This is a genomic window from Acetobacter ascendens, from assembly GCF_001766235.1.
GTDB lineage: Bacteria > Pseudomonadota > Alphaproteobacteria > Acetobacterales > Acetobacteraceae > Acetobacter > Acetobacter ascendens.
Window position 1 is genome coordinate 392,529 of the sequence record NZ_CP015164.1, and the last position, 15,268, is coordinate 407,796.

Genomic DNA, 15,268 nt, shown 5'->3' on the forward strand with positions numbered 1-15,268 from the left:
TTGCTCTGTTTTACAACCGCGCCATGACGGTTTCACCGCCTACCATCGTCTGTCCGACAGAAACCAGAGGTTCCACACCCGGCGGCAGATACAGATCTGTGCGGGAGCCAAAGCGGATAATGCCAAAGCGCTCACCAGCTTCTACTTTATCGCCTTCCTTTACGGAGCAAACAATGCGGCGCGCCACCAGCCCGGCAATCTGCACCACAGCCATCATACGGCCATCAGGCAGGGTAAGGCTGAGGGCGTTGCGTTCATTCTGTTCGGAAGCCTTGTCCAGGCTGGCGTTCAGGAACAGGCCGGGGTGATAGGCAACCCGTGTGACTGTGCCTGCTGCGGGCATGCGGTTAACATGCACATCCAGCACGGAAAGGAAGGTGGCAATGCGCCATACCGGTGTTGTGCCCATATCCAGCTCTGCCGGTGGGGCTACTTTTTCGATAGAAACAATGTGCCCATCAGCCGGAGCTACGGCGACATCATTACGTGCCGGTGTGACCCGCGCCGGATCACGGAAGAAATACAGGCAGAAGCCAAAAAAGCCTGCGCTGGCATGGCCCACGCCGCGCAATACGGGGTAGCGCAGTTTACGGCCAGCCCAGTAGGCCAGAGCAGCCGTGGCACCAGATGCCAGAAGGAAAGGGCGCGCTTCCCGGTGCGGGCGCGCAACAACTAGTTTAAGCGAAGCAAGTAGCGACATAAATAATCCTTACGCGAAAGCCGACATGAAGGGAAGAAAACGGGAAGGCACCTAGGAGTTCCTTCCCGTCTGGCCGATGTTTCAGGCCATGGTCTTCAGGGCTTCCCGCACGGCGGCAAAAGCTGCATCCGCAGCCTGTGCATCCGGGCCGCCAGCCTGCGCCATATCGCGCCGCCCACCGCCACCTTTGCCGCCCATGGCGGCACTGGCAGCACGCACAAGGGCTACAGCATCTACTTTTTCCACCATTTCCGGGCCAACGGCAGCCACAACGCTGCCTTTGCCATCAGCGGTGGAAATCAGTACCACCACATCGGCATTGCCCTGCTTGAGAATAGTTTCGGCCAGCCCTTTGAGTTCACGCGGGGGTGTTTCACCCATATTACGGGTGGCCAGACGTACTGCGCCAATTTTATCCACTCCCGCAGCAGCCACGTTGCCGGTGGCGAGTTGGCGCTGCAAATGGGCAATCTGTTTTTCCATCTGGCGGCGTTCTTCAAGCACAGCGGCCAGACGCTCTGGCGCGTCAGCTACAGAAACCTTCATCATCGCGGCCATTTGGGTCAGGCGCTGTTCGTTAGAAACAGTCAGATCCTGCGCAGCTTTACCAGCCACAGCTTCAATACGCCGCACACCAGCAGAAACGCCGCTTTCTGAAACAATGCGGAACTGCCCGATATCCCCCGTGCGGTTCACATGCGTACCGCCGCACAGCTCCATAGACCACGGGTTTTGGTTGTCCGTGCCAGCGCCCATGGAAACTACGCGCACTTCATCACCGTATTTTTCACCAAACAGGGCGGTAGCCCCTTCGGCAATAGCTTCATCCGGTGTCATGGAGCGCGTGACAACCTGCGAGTTATCGCGGATACGGTTGTTCACTTCGGCTTCAATGGCAGCCAATTCCTCATCCGTAATGGGGCGAGGCTGGCTTACGTCAAAGCGCAGGCGTTCGGCTGTGTTCAGGCTGCCTTTTTGGGCCACATGCGCACCCAGATGGCGACGTAGAGCCTCATGCAGCAGGTGGGTGGCAGAGTGATGGGCGCGAATGGCGCTGCGGCGGTCATGGTCCACCGTAGCGGTTACAGCCATGCCTGGGCGCAGTGTGCCTTCTGTTACCGTGCCGTAATGCACGATCAGATCACCGGCTTTTTTCTGCGTATCCGTAATGGCAATTTTAACGCCAGATGCCGTCAGGAAGCCGGTATCACCGGCCTGACCACCACTTTCACCATAAAAAGGTGTCTGGTTCAGCAGCACAGCTACTTCGGAGCCAACCGAGGCTTTTTTCAGGAATTCATTGCCAGCAATAACAGCCTGAACTTCACCATCAGCCTGTTCTGTGCTGTAGCCCAGAAATTCGGAAGCCCCAAATTTGTCGCGCGCTTCAAACCAGATGGTTTCTACGGTTGTATCGCCAGAGCCTGTCCATGCGGCGCGGGCGCGTTGGCGCTGCACAGCCATGGCATCTTCAAAGCCTTTAACGTCCACATCATGGCCGGAACCACGCAGGGCATCCTGCGTAAGATCCAGCGGAAAGCCGAACGTATCATACAGGCGGAAGGCCACATCGCCCGGCAAAGATGCGCCACTGGCCAGATGAGATTTTTCTTCTTCCAGCAGGTGCAGGCCACGGTCCAACATGGCTTTAAAGCGTTCTTCCTCACCGCGCATGGTTTCACGGATAAGAGCTTCACCATGCACCAGTTCAGGATACGCACCGCCCATCTGCTGGATAAGAGCAGGCAGGAGTTTGTAGAACGTGGGTTCTGTGGTACCCATCATGTGCAGGTGGCGCATGGCGCGGCGCATGATGCGGCGTAGCACATAGCCGCGGCCATCCTTGGAGGGCAACACGCCATCGGCAATCAGGAAGGCGCTGGAGCGCAGATGGTCGGCCACAACGCGATGGCTGGCCTTGAACGGGCCCTCAACCGCCTGATGTGTCAGATCTGCCGAGGCCTGAATAAGGGCTACAAACGTATCTGTATCGTAGTTATCGCGCTTGCCCTGCATGATGGCGGCAAAGCGTTCTAGCCCAAGCCCTGTATCAATAGAGGGACGCGGCAGAGGGGAACGCGTGCCCGGTGGGTCTTCGAAATACTGCATGAACACGAGGTTCCAGATTTCTACAAACCGATCCCCATCTTCATCGGGGGAGCCGGGCGGGCCACCGGGAACATCCGGGCCATGGTCGAAAAAGATTTCGGAGCAAGGGCCGCAGGGGCCGGTATCACCCATCCGCCAGAAGTTATCTGATGTAGGAATGCGGATAATGCGACTGTCATCCAACCCGGCAATGGAACGCCATAGGCCCGCGGCATCTTCGTCTTCTGCAAATACAGTGACCAGAAGTTTGTCTTTGGGCAGGTTGAAGCCCTTGGTGACCAGATTCCATGCAAATTCAATGGCTTCGGGTTTGAAGTAATCACCGAAGGAGAAATTGCCCATCATTTCAAAAAACGTGTGGTGCCGTGCTGTATAGCCCACATTGTCCAGATCGTTATGCTTGCCGCCGGCGCGTACAACCTTCTGCGCAGTGGTTGCGCGAGAGTAGGGGCGCGTTTCCTGGCCGGTAAACACGTTCTTGAACTGCACCATACCCGCGTTGGTAAACAGCAGGGTGGGGTCGTTCTTGGGAACCAGAGACGATGAAGGTACGATCTGGTGACCGTTGCTGGCAAAATACTCCAGAAAAGCGGTGCGAATTTCGTTTGTTGTCAGCATGGCGTGAGGCAGACGATCCTGAAACTGGTTGGGCACGTGATGCTTCCACACTTGCGGAAAGGGGCCTCACGGCCAGATGAAAACGGCAAGGTTCTCTTAACCTGTGTTCCTGATGTAGCGCACACTGCGCTGATCTGAAAGAGGGCAGAGAATGGCCGGTGATATGGCCAAATTATGTATCGGACGTTTGGTGCGGGGGAGAAGGTGAAATTTCAACCGACATTTCAGCCAGTTCCAGCGCAGAAGCTGGCGGTTTTTCCCGAAAGACCACTTTCTGGCTCATGCTAAAATTAGCCAGCATACCGGCTCCGGCCCCTGCGGCCAGCGCAATAATGGGATGCTGCATGCAAAACGGAAAAATGTAGAAAAGCAGATAGACAGTGCCGCGGTTGAGGAAAAAACCAAGGCTGTTGGCGCTTAGGAATCTGAGCCACTGCAGCACAGGGTGCTCATGATGGCCTGCGCCTTTGAACGTCCAGATTCGGTTAAAAACCCAGTTAAGCGTGGCTGCCACAAAATAGGCTACTAACGTTGCAGCCGTAAGCCCAATGAGCGGACGCAATGCGTAAACGGTGCCAGAATCCCACAAAAAGCCAAGGCTGCCCACCATGCCAAACTTTATCAGGCGGATAAGCTTGGTTGTGGCGGCAGAAGGAGAGGGGGATGCATTGCTCATGGCATAAAGCTTTAAACTGGAATGCAGAAAAAGCAGACATAAAAAAAGAGGTGCCCGAAGGCACCCCTTTCTTTTTTCCGAAAACCGGAAGCAGGCCGCTTAGTGGAGGATGATTTCCACGCGACGGTTCTGCGGTTCGCGAGTGTTCGGGCCGGTCGGAACCAGCGGGTGAGCTTCACCGTAACCGTGCACGTCAATGGCGGAAGCCGGAACGCCGTCACGGATCAGTTCTGCCTTCACGCTGTCAGCGCGACGCAGGGACAGACCCAGGTTGTACTTTTCACCGCGCGGGCCGGGGTGAGCAGCGGAGTTATCGGTGTAACCGTTAACTTCGATGCGGGTTGTCTGAACGTGGGTGGAGGCCTGAGCAGCTTCTGCCACGATCTGGCGAGCGCGAGCGGTCAGGACAGACTTATCCCAATCGAAGAACACCAGGTAGGAGCGAGCCGGCAGCGGAGCCGGAGCAGCAACAACCGGAGCCGGCGGCGGCGGCGGCGGAGCCGTATCGAACGCATAACGCAGGCCCAGAATGAACTGGTGGTTGAAGCGGTGATCGAAGTTCACGTTACCGCCGGTGCCCTTGGAACCGGAGTAGTGGAACGCACCGTCCATGAAGGAGCCCGGCTGACCGATCATGCGGTATTCCGTGGTCACCTGGAAGCCCGGGATGCCTGTGTCATAAGCGGCACCGACGATACCCTGGTAAGCGAAGCCACCGTTCGTGCCACCAATGCGGGTGTGCGAACCGTTAGCATAGTGGGTGTCGATCGGGTTGTAGTGCTGCCACAGGTAACCGGCACCAACACCAACAAACGGGGTGACGGGTGCATCAATACCGAACTGCTTCAGGTCGATATCATACAGCACGTTCACGAAACCGCCGTAGGACTGGTCGGAACCACGGGTATGACCAGGAACGGACGTGCCCGGACGGTGGTCAATGTTGGAGTAGTTGTAAACGCCTTCAACTTCAGCGCGCAGGCCGTTGCCGAAGCCCCAACCGAACGCACCAAAACCGGTGAAGCCGGTGTTGTGGCGCAGCTGAGAGGAGGTTCCACCCGGAGGGGCACCAGCAGCGTTTGCACCGTTCAGGTGAGCGTGCTGATTCTGAACCAGGTTATAACCACCGGCCACGTTTACATACGGGCCTGTAATCGTGGTGGCAGATGCGGCCGCCGGAGCCGCTGCCATCAGTGTCGTTGCAAGTAACGCCGTGCGGAGACGCATTTTTTTGGTCCTCAATATTTCATCTGTTCGACTAACCCACCAACCATTTCAGCGGGCAGGTCCAGCTAGATGCCTAAAGCCGTATAAAACGATCAGTTCCAAAATAGGAACCCGAAGCTTCATACTCTTAGTGATTACAAGCCATAACCGTGTTGTATTTGCAACAGTTCATTTCGTGGGACGAATATGTTTCTGGCGCAAAAGTATTTCCACGGTTTCTGGCCCTTTCCATAACATGTTGCAAAAGCATGTATCTCGCCCTCATTCTCGTCTGATTAAGGCGGAATTGCGGCGAGGTGACACATTTACAACCCGATGCTTTGCGGTGGGTATGCGTAGCCGCTTTTAAGCCACGCTACCGTCTGCTTCCAACACCTCTTTCACGGCTGTTGCGGGCACATCCCGCGTGGTGAAGGCCTGACCGATTCCGTGCGCCAGTACAAAGGATAGGCGCCCATCCTGCATCTTCTTATCACGCTGCATATGGGCCATCAGATCCTGCGTGCGGAAGGTGTGGGGCAGGTCTCGGATGTGCGCGGGTATGCCCAAGGCTTCCAGATGGCGATTCACACGCTCCATGTCCGCGCGGGGGCACAGGCCCAAACGTACAGAAAGCGCAAAAGCCAGATTCAGGCCGATGGAAACGGCCTCGCCATGTAAAAGCCGACCATCATAACCCAGTTCGGCTTCTAGTGCGTGCCCAAATGTGTGGCCCAGATTGAGCAGGGCACGGCCATTGCTTTTCTGCTGCTCGCGTTCATCGGTAGCCACAACGCGGGCTTTGAAGGCGCAAGCCTGCTGTACAGCCATTGCCAGCGCTTCTGGGTCCTGATCCAGCACGGCGGCACCGTTTTCTTCACACCATGCAAACAGGGCTTCATCGCCAATTAAGCCGGACTTCACGATTTCGGCATAACCGGCCACCAGCTCACGACGCGGCAAGGTTGCAAGGGTGGAAACATCTGCCAGCACGCAAAGTGGCTGATGGAACGCCCCCAACAGATTCTTGCCCCAACGGGTATTGATGCCCGTTTTGCCCCCAACTGAAGAATCCACCTGAGAGAGCAACGTGGTGGGAATCTGCACAAAGGGCAGCCCACGCAGGGTGGTAGCAGCGACGAATCCGGCCAGATCTCCCACCACGCCGCCGCCCAGTGCAATAATGCTGGTGCGGCGTTCTATGCCGTGCTCCAGAATATTGTCTGTCAGCTTCTGATACATCTCCAGACACTTGGTCTGCTCTCCCGGCGGCACGCGCAGGCTGCGGGATGTAATGCCGGTTTCTGCTAAAGCAGCTTCCAACTGATGCAGGTAGCGCGGGGCCACGTTTTCATCCGTAATGATAACAACGTTTTTCTGAGGCAGCACCGGGGCCAGCAAGGCACCCGCGCGGCTGATCAGATTCGTGCCAATCACCACATCATAAGATGTATGCGCCAAGGTAACAGGTAACCTTAACGGGCGGCGCGAAAGGGCAAGGGCTTCCATAACGCGCGTGGTTGTGTGCTCCACGTTGTTGTCTCCACAATCAACAATAATATCCGCCTCGGCATAAACCGGATGGCGGATGGCCATAAGGTTTTCCAGCACTTCACGCGGGGATGTCGTGTTCAGGAGCGGGCGGTGCGTGCGCCCACTCACACGGCGTACCAGCACGGGCAGGGGGCAACGCAGCCAGATGGAAACTGCACGCTCACGCACCAAGGCGCGGGTGGTGGAATCCATAAATGCCCCCCCGCCAGTAGCCAGCACCATAGGTGGGCCTTCCAGCAACCTGCGAATCACCCGCCGCTCTCCATCACGAAAGGCGGCTTCACCGTACAGGCGAAAAACATCTGCAATGGAACAGCCCGCTGCGCGTTCTATTTCTACATCGGCATCAACAAAAGGCAGCCCCAGCCGGGTGGCAAGGGGGCGGCCAATAGTGGTTTTTCCTGCCCCCATAAGGCCCACAAGCACAATGCTGCGGCCAAAGGGAATGATGCCAGAACCGTGGCTACGGCTGACCCGTTCCAGATCAAGCGGAATGGGTGGTGGGTCCGTTGTTTCGGAGTGGGGAGAAGAGATACGTGATGACATGGAACACAGCTTAACATACAGCAGACAGAACACACCTATATCAGTTAAGGGAGCCAAGCTGCATGAACCGCACGGTTCTGATTGTTGCCGCCGCAGTGTTTGCGGTTGTTCTGGGCGGTTTTGCCGCGCTGGGCCTAAGCGCACATCCACCCGTCCCCCAGCCAGTGCATCGTGATCTGCCGCTGGCCGCTCCGGCTACGTCTGCCGCCGCTCCAAGCGTAGCGGTGCCTGCGGCACCTCCCGCTCCGGTGGTTTCTGCTGTTGTGCCTGCAGCTCCGGCGCAGCCCACCATTACGCAAACAGCTCCACCGGCACAGCCTGCTGCTGTTGCGCCACCAGCACCTGTGGCACCTCCGCCGCCGGTTGCAGCTCCGGCTCCGGCAGCGCCGGCGCATCCGTAAGCCATGCTAAGCGGGGGCGTTGATCTTTTTCTGGAGATGTTGGCTGCCGAGCGCGCAGCCGCCCCCAATACACTAGCTGCGTATGAAGCGGACCTGACCTCCTGCGCTGAAAGTCTGGCGCGGGGGGGGCAAACCCTGCAAACGGCCACAACCGAGGGTTTGCAAAACTGGATGGCTGCATTGGTTGGCAGCGGGCAGGCACGGCGCACGGTAGCGCGGCGCTTGTCCTGTATCCGACAGTTTTACCTATTCTTGCTGCGTGAAGGGATGCGCGCAGATAACCCCGCAGCACATCTGGATAGCCCCAAACCCCGCACACCTTTGCCCCGTTTTTTATCCGAATCGGAAGTGCTTGCACTGCTGAATGCCTGTGCGGAACCCGCTGGGGCATCCTTGGCTAAAAAACGACGCGGAATTTTGGCCAAGGCAGCGCTAGAGCTGCTGTATGCCTCTGGCCTGCGTATTTCCGAATTATTGGCTCTGCCACGTAAAGCCATAGCCGGTGACCAACGCATGATCATGGTGCGCGGTAAAGGCGGGCGGGAACGCTTAGTGCCGCTTTCAGGCAGTGCGCGAGAAGCCGCGCAGGCTTTGCTGGAAGTGGACGCGCATTTGGAAAGCCCATTCCTTTTTCCCGGCCGCGACCCAGCAAAACCCATGACACGGCAGGCGTTTGACCGGATTCTGCACACTGTGGCCATACGGGCGGAAATTGATCCGGCGCGTCTTTCCCCCCACGTGCTGCGCCATTCCTTTGCTACGCATTTGCTGGCGCATGGGGCGGATTTGCGGGCTTTGCAGATGTTGTTGGGGCATGCAGATATCGCCACCACCCAAATTTACACCCATGTGCAAACAGAACGCCTGCAAAAGGCCGTGCAGGCGCATCATCCTTTGGCGGCGGATTCTGCCCACACCAAATGAAAAATCGACATTCAGATATGTTTGGTTGCATGAAGTGACTTGGTTTTACACGTCATTGTGCTATCGGCTTCTGCATGCGTCAGTTCCTGGATTTCGAAAAGCCCGTCGCCGAACTTGAAAACAAGATCGACGAACTGCGGCAAATGACTGACCCCAACGGGGTCAACATAGAAGAAGAAACGGCCCGTCTTTCTGAAAAGGCGGAAAAGCACCTGCGTGCCATCTATGCCAAGCTTACGCCGTGGCAGAAGGTGCAGGTGGCCCGCCATGCGCAGCGTCCGCATACGCAGGACTATGTGAATGCGCTGATAACAGACTTTACGCCGCTGGCGGGGGATCGTCTGTTTGCAGATGATAAAGCTGTTATTGGTGGCATGGGCCGTTTTGACGGCACACCGGTTATGGTGATCGGGACTGAACGCGGTTCAGACCTAGAAACCCGGCTCCAGCATAATTTTGGCATGGCGCGGCCAGAAGGCTACCGCAAGGCGCAACGGCTGATGAGAATGGCCGGGCACTTTAATATGCCGATTCTGACATTTATTGATACCGCAGGCGCATGGCCCGGTATTGATGCCGAGCAACGCGGGCAGGCCGAAGCCATTGCCCGTTCTATTGCCACCTGCTTTGAAGTGCCCGTGCCACTTGTTGCTACTGTGATTGGTGAAGGTGGCTCTGGCGGTGCTGTGGCATTGGGAGCTGGTGACCGAGTGATGATGTTGGAAAACGCCATCTACTCCGTTATCTCGCCTGAAGCTTGTGCCTCTATTTTGTGGCGTGATCCCAAGCAGGCCAGCACAGCGGCAGAAACGCTGCGCTTAACGGCGCAGGATTTGCAGAAACTGGGGCTGATTGACCGGATTATTCCAGAACCCGTAGGTGGTGCGCAGCGTGAGCCAACCGTGGCAATGGAATCTGTCCGCACCGCGCTGACAGAAGAACTCAAAACGCTTTTGCCAATTGCTCCCGCACGCTTGAAAGAATTGCGGCGTGAAAAGTTTCTGGCAATGGGGCGCGAAGCCCTAAGCTAACACACGCATTGTACCCTCCCGCTAGTGCAAAACTGGCGGGAGGGTAAGTTAAAGTGTCAGACAGGCGGCTCTCCTTCTATGGGGATGCCGCCTTTTGTTTTGATAAGATCATGGATAGCACTGGCTGCTTCTTCCACTTCGGCTCGGTTTTGCCCTTTGGCAACAAGGGCTACACCGCGGCGGCCATCTTCGCGGTGGAAGGGGTAGGAGCCGATATCCAGATCTGGAAAGCGATTCTGAATATCCTCTAACCCATCGGCCAACGTGCCTTCAAAAAGTGATGTGGTGTGCCATGTGCGAGAAAAAACTGGCGCACCTTTTTGCAGGCTAGGGGCAAGGCTATCAAACATACCGCGCATAATGCGGGGCACGCCCGCCATAACGTGCACATTGCCAATGCTAAAGCCAGGGGCCAGTGAAACCGGGTTTACAATGGGGGTGGCGCCCTGTGGCAGCTTGGCCATACGCTGGCGGGCGGCGTTAAACTCTTCCGGCCCAAAATAGGTTTCCAGCAGCTTAAAGGTGGGGGGGTGGAACTCCCACGGCACACCAAAAGCTTCGGCAACACAAGGGGCCGTGATGTCATCATGCGTGGGGCCAATGCCGCCGGTGGTAAAGACCTCATCATATTTCGCGCGCATTTCTGTCACGGTGTTGATGATGGTTTCCCGAATGTCCGGAATCACACGGATTTCACGCAGAGGAATCCCCAGTTCTCCCAGCCGGAGGGCTAGAAACTGAATGTTTTCATCTTTTGTGCGGCCGGAAAGGATTTCGTTGCCAATAAGAATAAGGGCGGAGGTGCGGCGCATGGGTTGGGCCTATCCTTTGTTGAAGTCTTCTTGATTTAGGTGCAAAGCATGAAACGCAGGGCTGTTAACGTCAATGATATGGTAAAATTTGCCTCTATCCATCCTGTGCTGCGCGTTTTTGGATTGACCGCAGCGTGTCCAGTTCATAGCTTCCTGCCATGTCAGAAAGCCGATCTGTTCCCGTTTCCGATCTTCCGCGTGCCTGGCCTTTTGAGGAGGCGCGTAAACTAGCCGATCATGTTGGTGTGCGGAGCACCACCAACGGTGAGGACGATGCACGCCCAGCGCTGCTGGAAACGGGCTATGGCCCTTCCGGTCTGCCGCATATCGGCACGTTTGGTGAGGTTGCCCGCACATCCTGGGTGCGGCAGGCCTATACAGCCCTCACAGGCCGCCCCTCGCGCCTGTTGGCTTTTTCCGATGATATGGATGCTCTGCGCAAGGTGCCCGATAACGTGCCCCAGCGAGATATGCTGGAAAAATATATCGGTCAGCCACTTTCTCGCGTGCCAGATCCGTTCGGCACGCACGAATCGTTTGCAGCACATAACAACGCCCGCCTGTGCGCGTTTCTGGACAGCTTCGGCTTTGAATACGAATTTGCGTCTTCCACCCAGTATTACACTTCTGGCCGGTTTGATGCCGCACTCCGCCGCGTGCTGGAAGTGCATGATGAGATTCTAAAGGTTATTCTGTCCACTTTGGGGGCAGACCGCCGCGCCACTTATTCCCCCGTTCTGCCGCTTCATCCCCGTACGGGTGAGGTAATGCAGGTGAAGATGGACGCCATAGATGCCGCAGCAGGCACTGTGCGTTGGACAGATCCTTCTAACGGTGAGGTGTTTGAAACACCCGTAACCGGTGGCCATGCTAAAATGCAGTGGAAGGCCGATTGGGCCATGCGTTGGTATGCGCTGGGCGTTGATTATGAAATGTCTGGCAAGGATCTGATAGACAGCGTGCGGCTTTCTGGCCGTATTTGTAAGATTCTGGGTGGCACACCGCCAGCAGGGCTGACGTATGAGCTATTTCTGGATGAAAAAGGCCAGAAGATTTCCAAATCCAAGGGCAACGGGCTTTCTGTTGAAGAATGGCTGCGTTATGCCCCGCCGGAAAGCCTTGGGCAGTTCATGTTTAATCAGCCGCAGCGCGCCAAGCGGTTGTATTTTGATGTTATTCCCAAAACAGCGGATGAATATCTGACGCATGTTGATAAGGCTAAGGTGTTGCAGGCCGAAAACCCTAAGGGGAATGACCTGCGCGCCAATCCGGCATGGTTTATCCATAAGGGCCAAATCCCAGCAGATGCAGGCAGCCCGGTACCGTTTAGCATGCTGCTGAACCTTGCCAGCGTTGCCAATGCAGAAACGCCAGAAGTGCTATGGGGCTTTATCCGTCGGTACGATGCTGCCGTTTCGCCCGAAACACACCCTATGCTGGCGGGTTTGGTTAAACATGCTGTAGCGTATTACGCAGATTTCGTGCGCCCGGCCAAAACCTTCCGTGCGCCAACCGAACAGGAACGCGCTGCCCTGAGTGACCTGGCAGAATGCCTGCGTGGCTATGAAGGTGAAGCCGCAGATGCTGCCACCTTGCAGAATCTGGTGTTCGAAGTAGGCAAGCGCCACGCGTTTGAACCGCTGCGTAGCTGGTTTACCTGTTTGTATGAAGTTTTGCTGGGCCAGAAGGAAGGGCCGCGCTTTGGTGGCTTTGTTGCGCTGTATGGCGTGGCAGAAACTGTGGCCTTGATAGATACAGCCCTCCTGCGTGAGACGCAGGTTTAAAATATAGCACCGCAAGTTACATGACGCAGACCTCACCCCCACCAGCTCCCCCTTCTTCGCTTCCGGGCGGAGGGGGATGGAAAAAGTGGCTCAAGCATTTGCCGCACATTCTTGGCTTGCTGCTTATGGTGGCCGCCATTGTGGTGGTGCAGCACGAGCTGCGGCATCTGCGCATTTCAGACATTCGCCACGCCATGGAGGCCATTCCGGCCCGGCAGATGTGGATGGCGGTAGGCTGCACGCTGCTCTCTTACTTTATTCTGTCCTTTTATGATCGGCTTGCCGTCATTCAGGTGGGGTATAGTAAGCTGCCGTTCCGGCGGGCGGCTTTTGCGGCGTTCTGTTCCTACGTGCTTTCACATAATTTGGGATTTTCTGCTGTATCTGGCGCAGCAGTGCGGTATCGGCTTTATCGCAACTGGGGTGTTAATTCCTTTGCCATAGCCCAGATTATAGCCTTCTGCTCCGCCACCTATCTGTTGGGTGCTGCAGTGCTGATAGGTGCCGTGCTGATCTGGGAACCCACGGTGTTGCCGGGCATTGGCCACCGCGTGCCCGCATCTGTGCTGGCGGTTATTGGCGCGTTGATGTGGTGCGGTGTGGCCGCTTATATCGGGCTGGCGTTTAAGGTGCGGGAATTCCGCTTCCGTAAATGGGTGGTGGAACTGCCATCCCCCCGTATGGCCATTATGCAAACACTGGTGGCCACGGCAGAAGTTGCGGCCACGGCCAGCATTGCTTTTGTGCTGCTTCCCCCCAGTGCCGGGGTGGATTTTGGCTCTTTTCTGGCCATTTACATTGCGTCTTATACTGCCGGGCTGGTGGCCAGTGTGCCGGGTGGCCTTGGTGTGTTTGATGGCGCCATGCTGTTGGCTTTAGGCCCCTATATGCCAGCGCCGCAGATTTTGGGCATGGTGCTGATTTTTCGGCTTTTCTATTACATCATTCCGCTGTTTCTGGCGGGGATCATGTTTGCCGGGCACGAGCTGTTTTTGCGTGGTGATGCCGCTCTGGCAGAAAAGAAAAACCGCAAGATACAAAATAACCCGGATGCTGCCGCAGCCCCTGCACCTGCGCAGCGCAGGCCCAGCCAAGTGGTGCGGGAAAGTGAAGCCGCTTTTTCTGTTGCCGTGGCAACAGGCACGGTTTCACTGTGCGGGGTTATGCTGATCTGTTTGGTAATGCTGGACCCCGTGCCCAAATTTGCCATGGTGCCAGAAAGCCTGCTGACAATGGCCCGTGTGGGCGGCAACTATGTGCTTTCCCTCATGGGGGTGGTGCTTATCAGCTTGGCTATTGGGCTTTCCCAGCGGGTTACGTTGGCATGGCGGGGGGCGCTTTATTTGCTGCTTACCGCAACCGTGCTGACATTTTTGCGGGGCAATACATTTTTTGTGCCGGTTATGCTGGGTCTTTCTGCGCTGTTTATTGCGCCGTTCCGCTCCTGCTACTACCGGCATGCACGGCTTTTGAGCGAACCTCTTTCCACGGGCACCTTGCTTTCTCTACTGCTTCTGTTTGGCTGTGTGATCGCGCTGGCCACACGCCATGATACATCTGGCAGTTGGTGGCAGATGATGCTGGCCACACATGCCCGTGGCTCGGTGCGGTGGACAATTGCGCTTTCTGTGGGCTTGGCGCTGTTTGTTGTGGCGCGGCTGATGTGGCCGGGGCGTATTGCCGTGCGGAAGTGGGATGAAGATGCTTACACTCATTACAAAAATCTGAATCACGCCCTGCCGGATATTCAGGCATTTCAGCCCTATGGCTATGTGACAGGTGAAGCCGGTGAGGCCATGTTGCCACTGCATCGGCGCGATGCTTATCTGGTGGCATTTGGAGACCCAGCAGGGGAGGAAGCGGATAGTATTTCTGCTATCTGGAAAATGCGTGATCTTGCCTTGCAGGAAGGGCTAAAACCTGTGTTTTGGCATGTGGGGGATGACTTCCTGCGTATTTACGATGATATCGGGCTGAGTGTATGGGCACTTAATGATGGCAGTGGATTTCATTTCTGCTATCCAGCGGACGATATTGCGCAGGCATCACGCTTTGTTAAAACGTACAAGGGTGGTGTGGGCAATTTGGTGCCATCAGATTTTTCGTGATTAAACGGTGTTTCCTCGGGTAGAGGGCGGATGCCTCGGACAGAACGGTGAGGGGTTATGTCAGCTCATTTTCCCGCAATGCTGTTAACGGCAACAGCATTTACATCTTCAATTTCCTCGTTTCTGCTGGCGTTTCCTGCGCTATTTTCCATCGTAAACCCGTTTGGGGCTGCGCTTATTTTTGCGCAGGCAACAGCAGGCCGCTCGCAAACTGAAATTATGGCATTGGCGCGGCTGGTGTCTTTTTATTCCCTCTGCCTCATCATGGCCTCGCTTTGGCTGGGCAGTATGGTGCTGGCGTTTTTCGGTATTACCGTAAATGCGCTACGTGTTGCGGGTGGGCTGGTTGTGGCTGTGCGTGCGTGGGATCTGCTGCAAAGCCCAGAAACGGTTGAAGCACAAAAGGAAAAACAGGCTCTACAGGGTGGCCGTACGGTTATGGCCCCTAACTGGGCAGATGCTGCGTTTTTCCCGCTTGCCATGCCATTTACAGTGGGGCCGGGCACAATTGCCGTGGCCATTGCCCTTGGTTCTGGCTGCCCGGCAGATGAGCCTTTCTGGGCTTACACCATTGGCACCACGCTGGCAGGTGTGTGCGTAGTGGCTATTGTATGGGCGGCTTATTCTGGCGCAGATAAGCTGGTATCTATGCTGGGTGTTACCGGCACGCGCATTGTCAGCCGTATGGCAGCGCTGGTGCTGCTGTGCATTGGCGTGCAGATTTTGGCTGCAGGCGTGCAGGGCTTTGCCACGGATATGTGGCGGCACCTGCTTGCCATAAAATTACACGCATAACGCA

Annotated in this window: 12 protein-coding genes; 6 read left to right on the forward strand and 6 right to left on the reverse strand. The window is 56.4% G+C overall.

All coding sequences use genetic code 11. The annotated features are described in order from the left end of the window. Positions 1-10: 10 nt before the first annotated feature. The 5 genes from A4S02_RS01955 to aroB form a co-directional block, all read right to left on the reverse strand. Positions 11-700: a phosphatidylserine decarboxylase gene (locus tag A4S02_RS01955; RefSeq protein ID WP_070322784.1), complete on the reverse strand. Its 690-nt coding sequence runs from the start codon at positions 698-700 to the stop codon at positions 11-13. 81 nt (positions 701-781) lie between these two features. Then, positions 782-3,427 (reverse strand): alanine--tRNA ligase, encoded by a 2,646-nt coding sequence (gene alaS, locus A4S02_RS01960; protein ID WP_070322785.1) that lies wholly within the window; start codon positions 3,425-3,427, stop codon positions 782-784. Positions 3,428-3,599: 172 nt separating this feature from the next. Beyond that, a complete protein-coding gene (locus tag A4S02_RS01965) occupies positions 3,600-4,103 on the reverse strand; it encodes a GtrA family protein (RefSeq protein ID WP_070322786.1) in 504 nt (167 codons plus the stop codon). Between the two features lie 99 nt (positions 4,104-4,202). Further along, positions 4,203-5,330, reverse strand: a complete 1,128-nt coding sequence (locus A4S02_RS01970) for an OmpA family protein (protein ID WP_012812684.1) — start codon at positions 5,328-5,330, stop codon at positions 4,203-4,205. A gap of 345 nt (positions 5,331-5,675) precedes the next feature. Further along, a complete protein-coding gene (gene aroB / locus A4S02_RS01975) occupies positions 5,676-7,409 on the reverse strand; it encodes a 3-dehydroquinate synthase (RefSeq protein ID WP_082246857.1) in 1,734 nt (577 codons plus the stop codon). Positions 7,410-7,471: 62 nt separating this feature from the next. Between aroB and A4S02_RS01980 the strand changes: the two genes are divergently transcribed. The 3 genes from A4S02_RS01980 to A4S02_RS01990 all read left to right on the forward strand — a co-directional run bounded on the left by A4S02_RS01980 (position 7,472) and on the right by A4S02_RS01990 (position 9,765). Further along, positions 7,472-7,810: a hypothetical protein gene (locus A4S02_RS01980; RefSeq protein ID WP_070322787.1), complete on the forward strand. Its 339-nt coding sequence runs from the start codon at positions 7,472-7,474 to the stop codon at positions 7,808-7,810. Between the two features lie 3 nt (positions 7,811-7,813). Then, positions 7,814-8,734, forward strand: a complete 921-nt coding sequence (locus A4S02_RS01985) for a site-specific tyrosine recombinase XerD (protein ID WP_070322788.1) — start codon at positions 7,814-7,816, stop codon at positions 8,732-8,734. Positions 8,735-8,808: 74 nt separating this feature from the next. Further along, positions 8,809-9,765: an acetyl-CoA carboxylase carboxyltransferase subunit alpha gene (locus A4S02_RS01990; protein ID WP_019089679.1), complete on the forward strand. Its 957-nt coding sequence runs from the start codon at positions 8,809-8,811 to the stop codon at positions 9,763-9,765. 56 nt (positions 9,766-9,821) lie between these two features. Here the strand turns inward: A4S02_RS01990 and A4S02_RS01995 are convergent, their stop codons facing one another. Next, a complete protein-coding gene (locus A4S02_RS01995) occupies positions 9,822-10,577 on the reverse strand; it encodes a competence/damage-inducible protein A (protein ID WP_070322789.1) in 756 nt (251 codons plus the stop codon). Between the two features lie 158 nt (positions 10,578-10,735). Here A4S02_RS01995 and A4S02_RS02000 point away from each other — a divergent pair, with 158 nt between their 5' ends. Genes A4S02_RS02000 through A4S02_RS02010 form a run of 3 tightly spaced genes read left to right on the forward strand, consistent with a single transcriptional unit; the run spans position 10,736 to position 15,264 of the window. Further along, positions 10,736-12,361 carry a lysine--tRNA ligase gene (locus A4S02_RS02000; RefSeq protein WP_070322790.1) on the forward strand — a complete coding sequence of 542 codons (1,626 nt, stop codon included), beginning with the start codon at positions 10,736-10,738 and terminating at the stop codon, positions 12,359-12,361. 20 nt (positions 12,362-12,381) lie between these two features. Continuing rightward, complete coding sequence (locus A4S02_RS02005; RefSeq protein ID WP_070322791.1) at positions 12,382-14,469, forward strand: lysylphosphatidylglycerol synthase domain-containing protein; 2,088 nt, start codon at positions 12,382-12,384, stop codon at positions 14,467-14,469. Between the two features lie 57 nt (positions 14,470-14,526). Continuing rightward, positions 14,527-15,264 carry a MarC family protein gene (locus tag A4S02_RS02010; RefSeq protein ID WP_003628324.1) on the forward strand — a complete coding sequence of 246 codons (738 nt, stop codon included), beginning with the start codon at positions 14,527-14,529 and terminating at the stop codon, positions 15,262-15,264. Positions 15,265-15,268 lie beyond the last annotated feature (4 nt).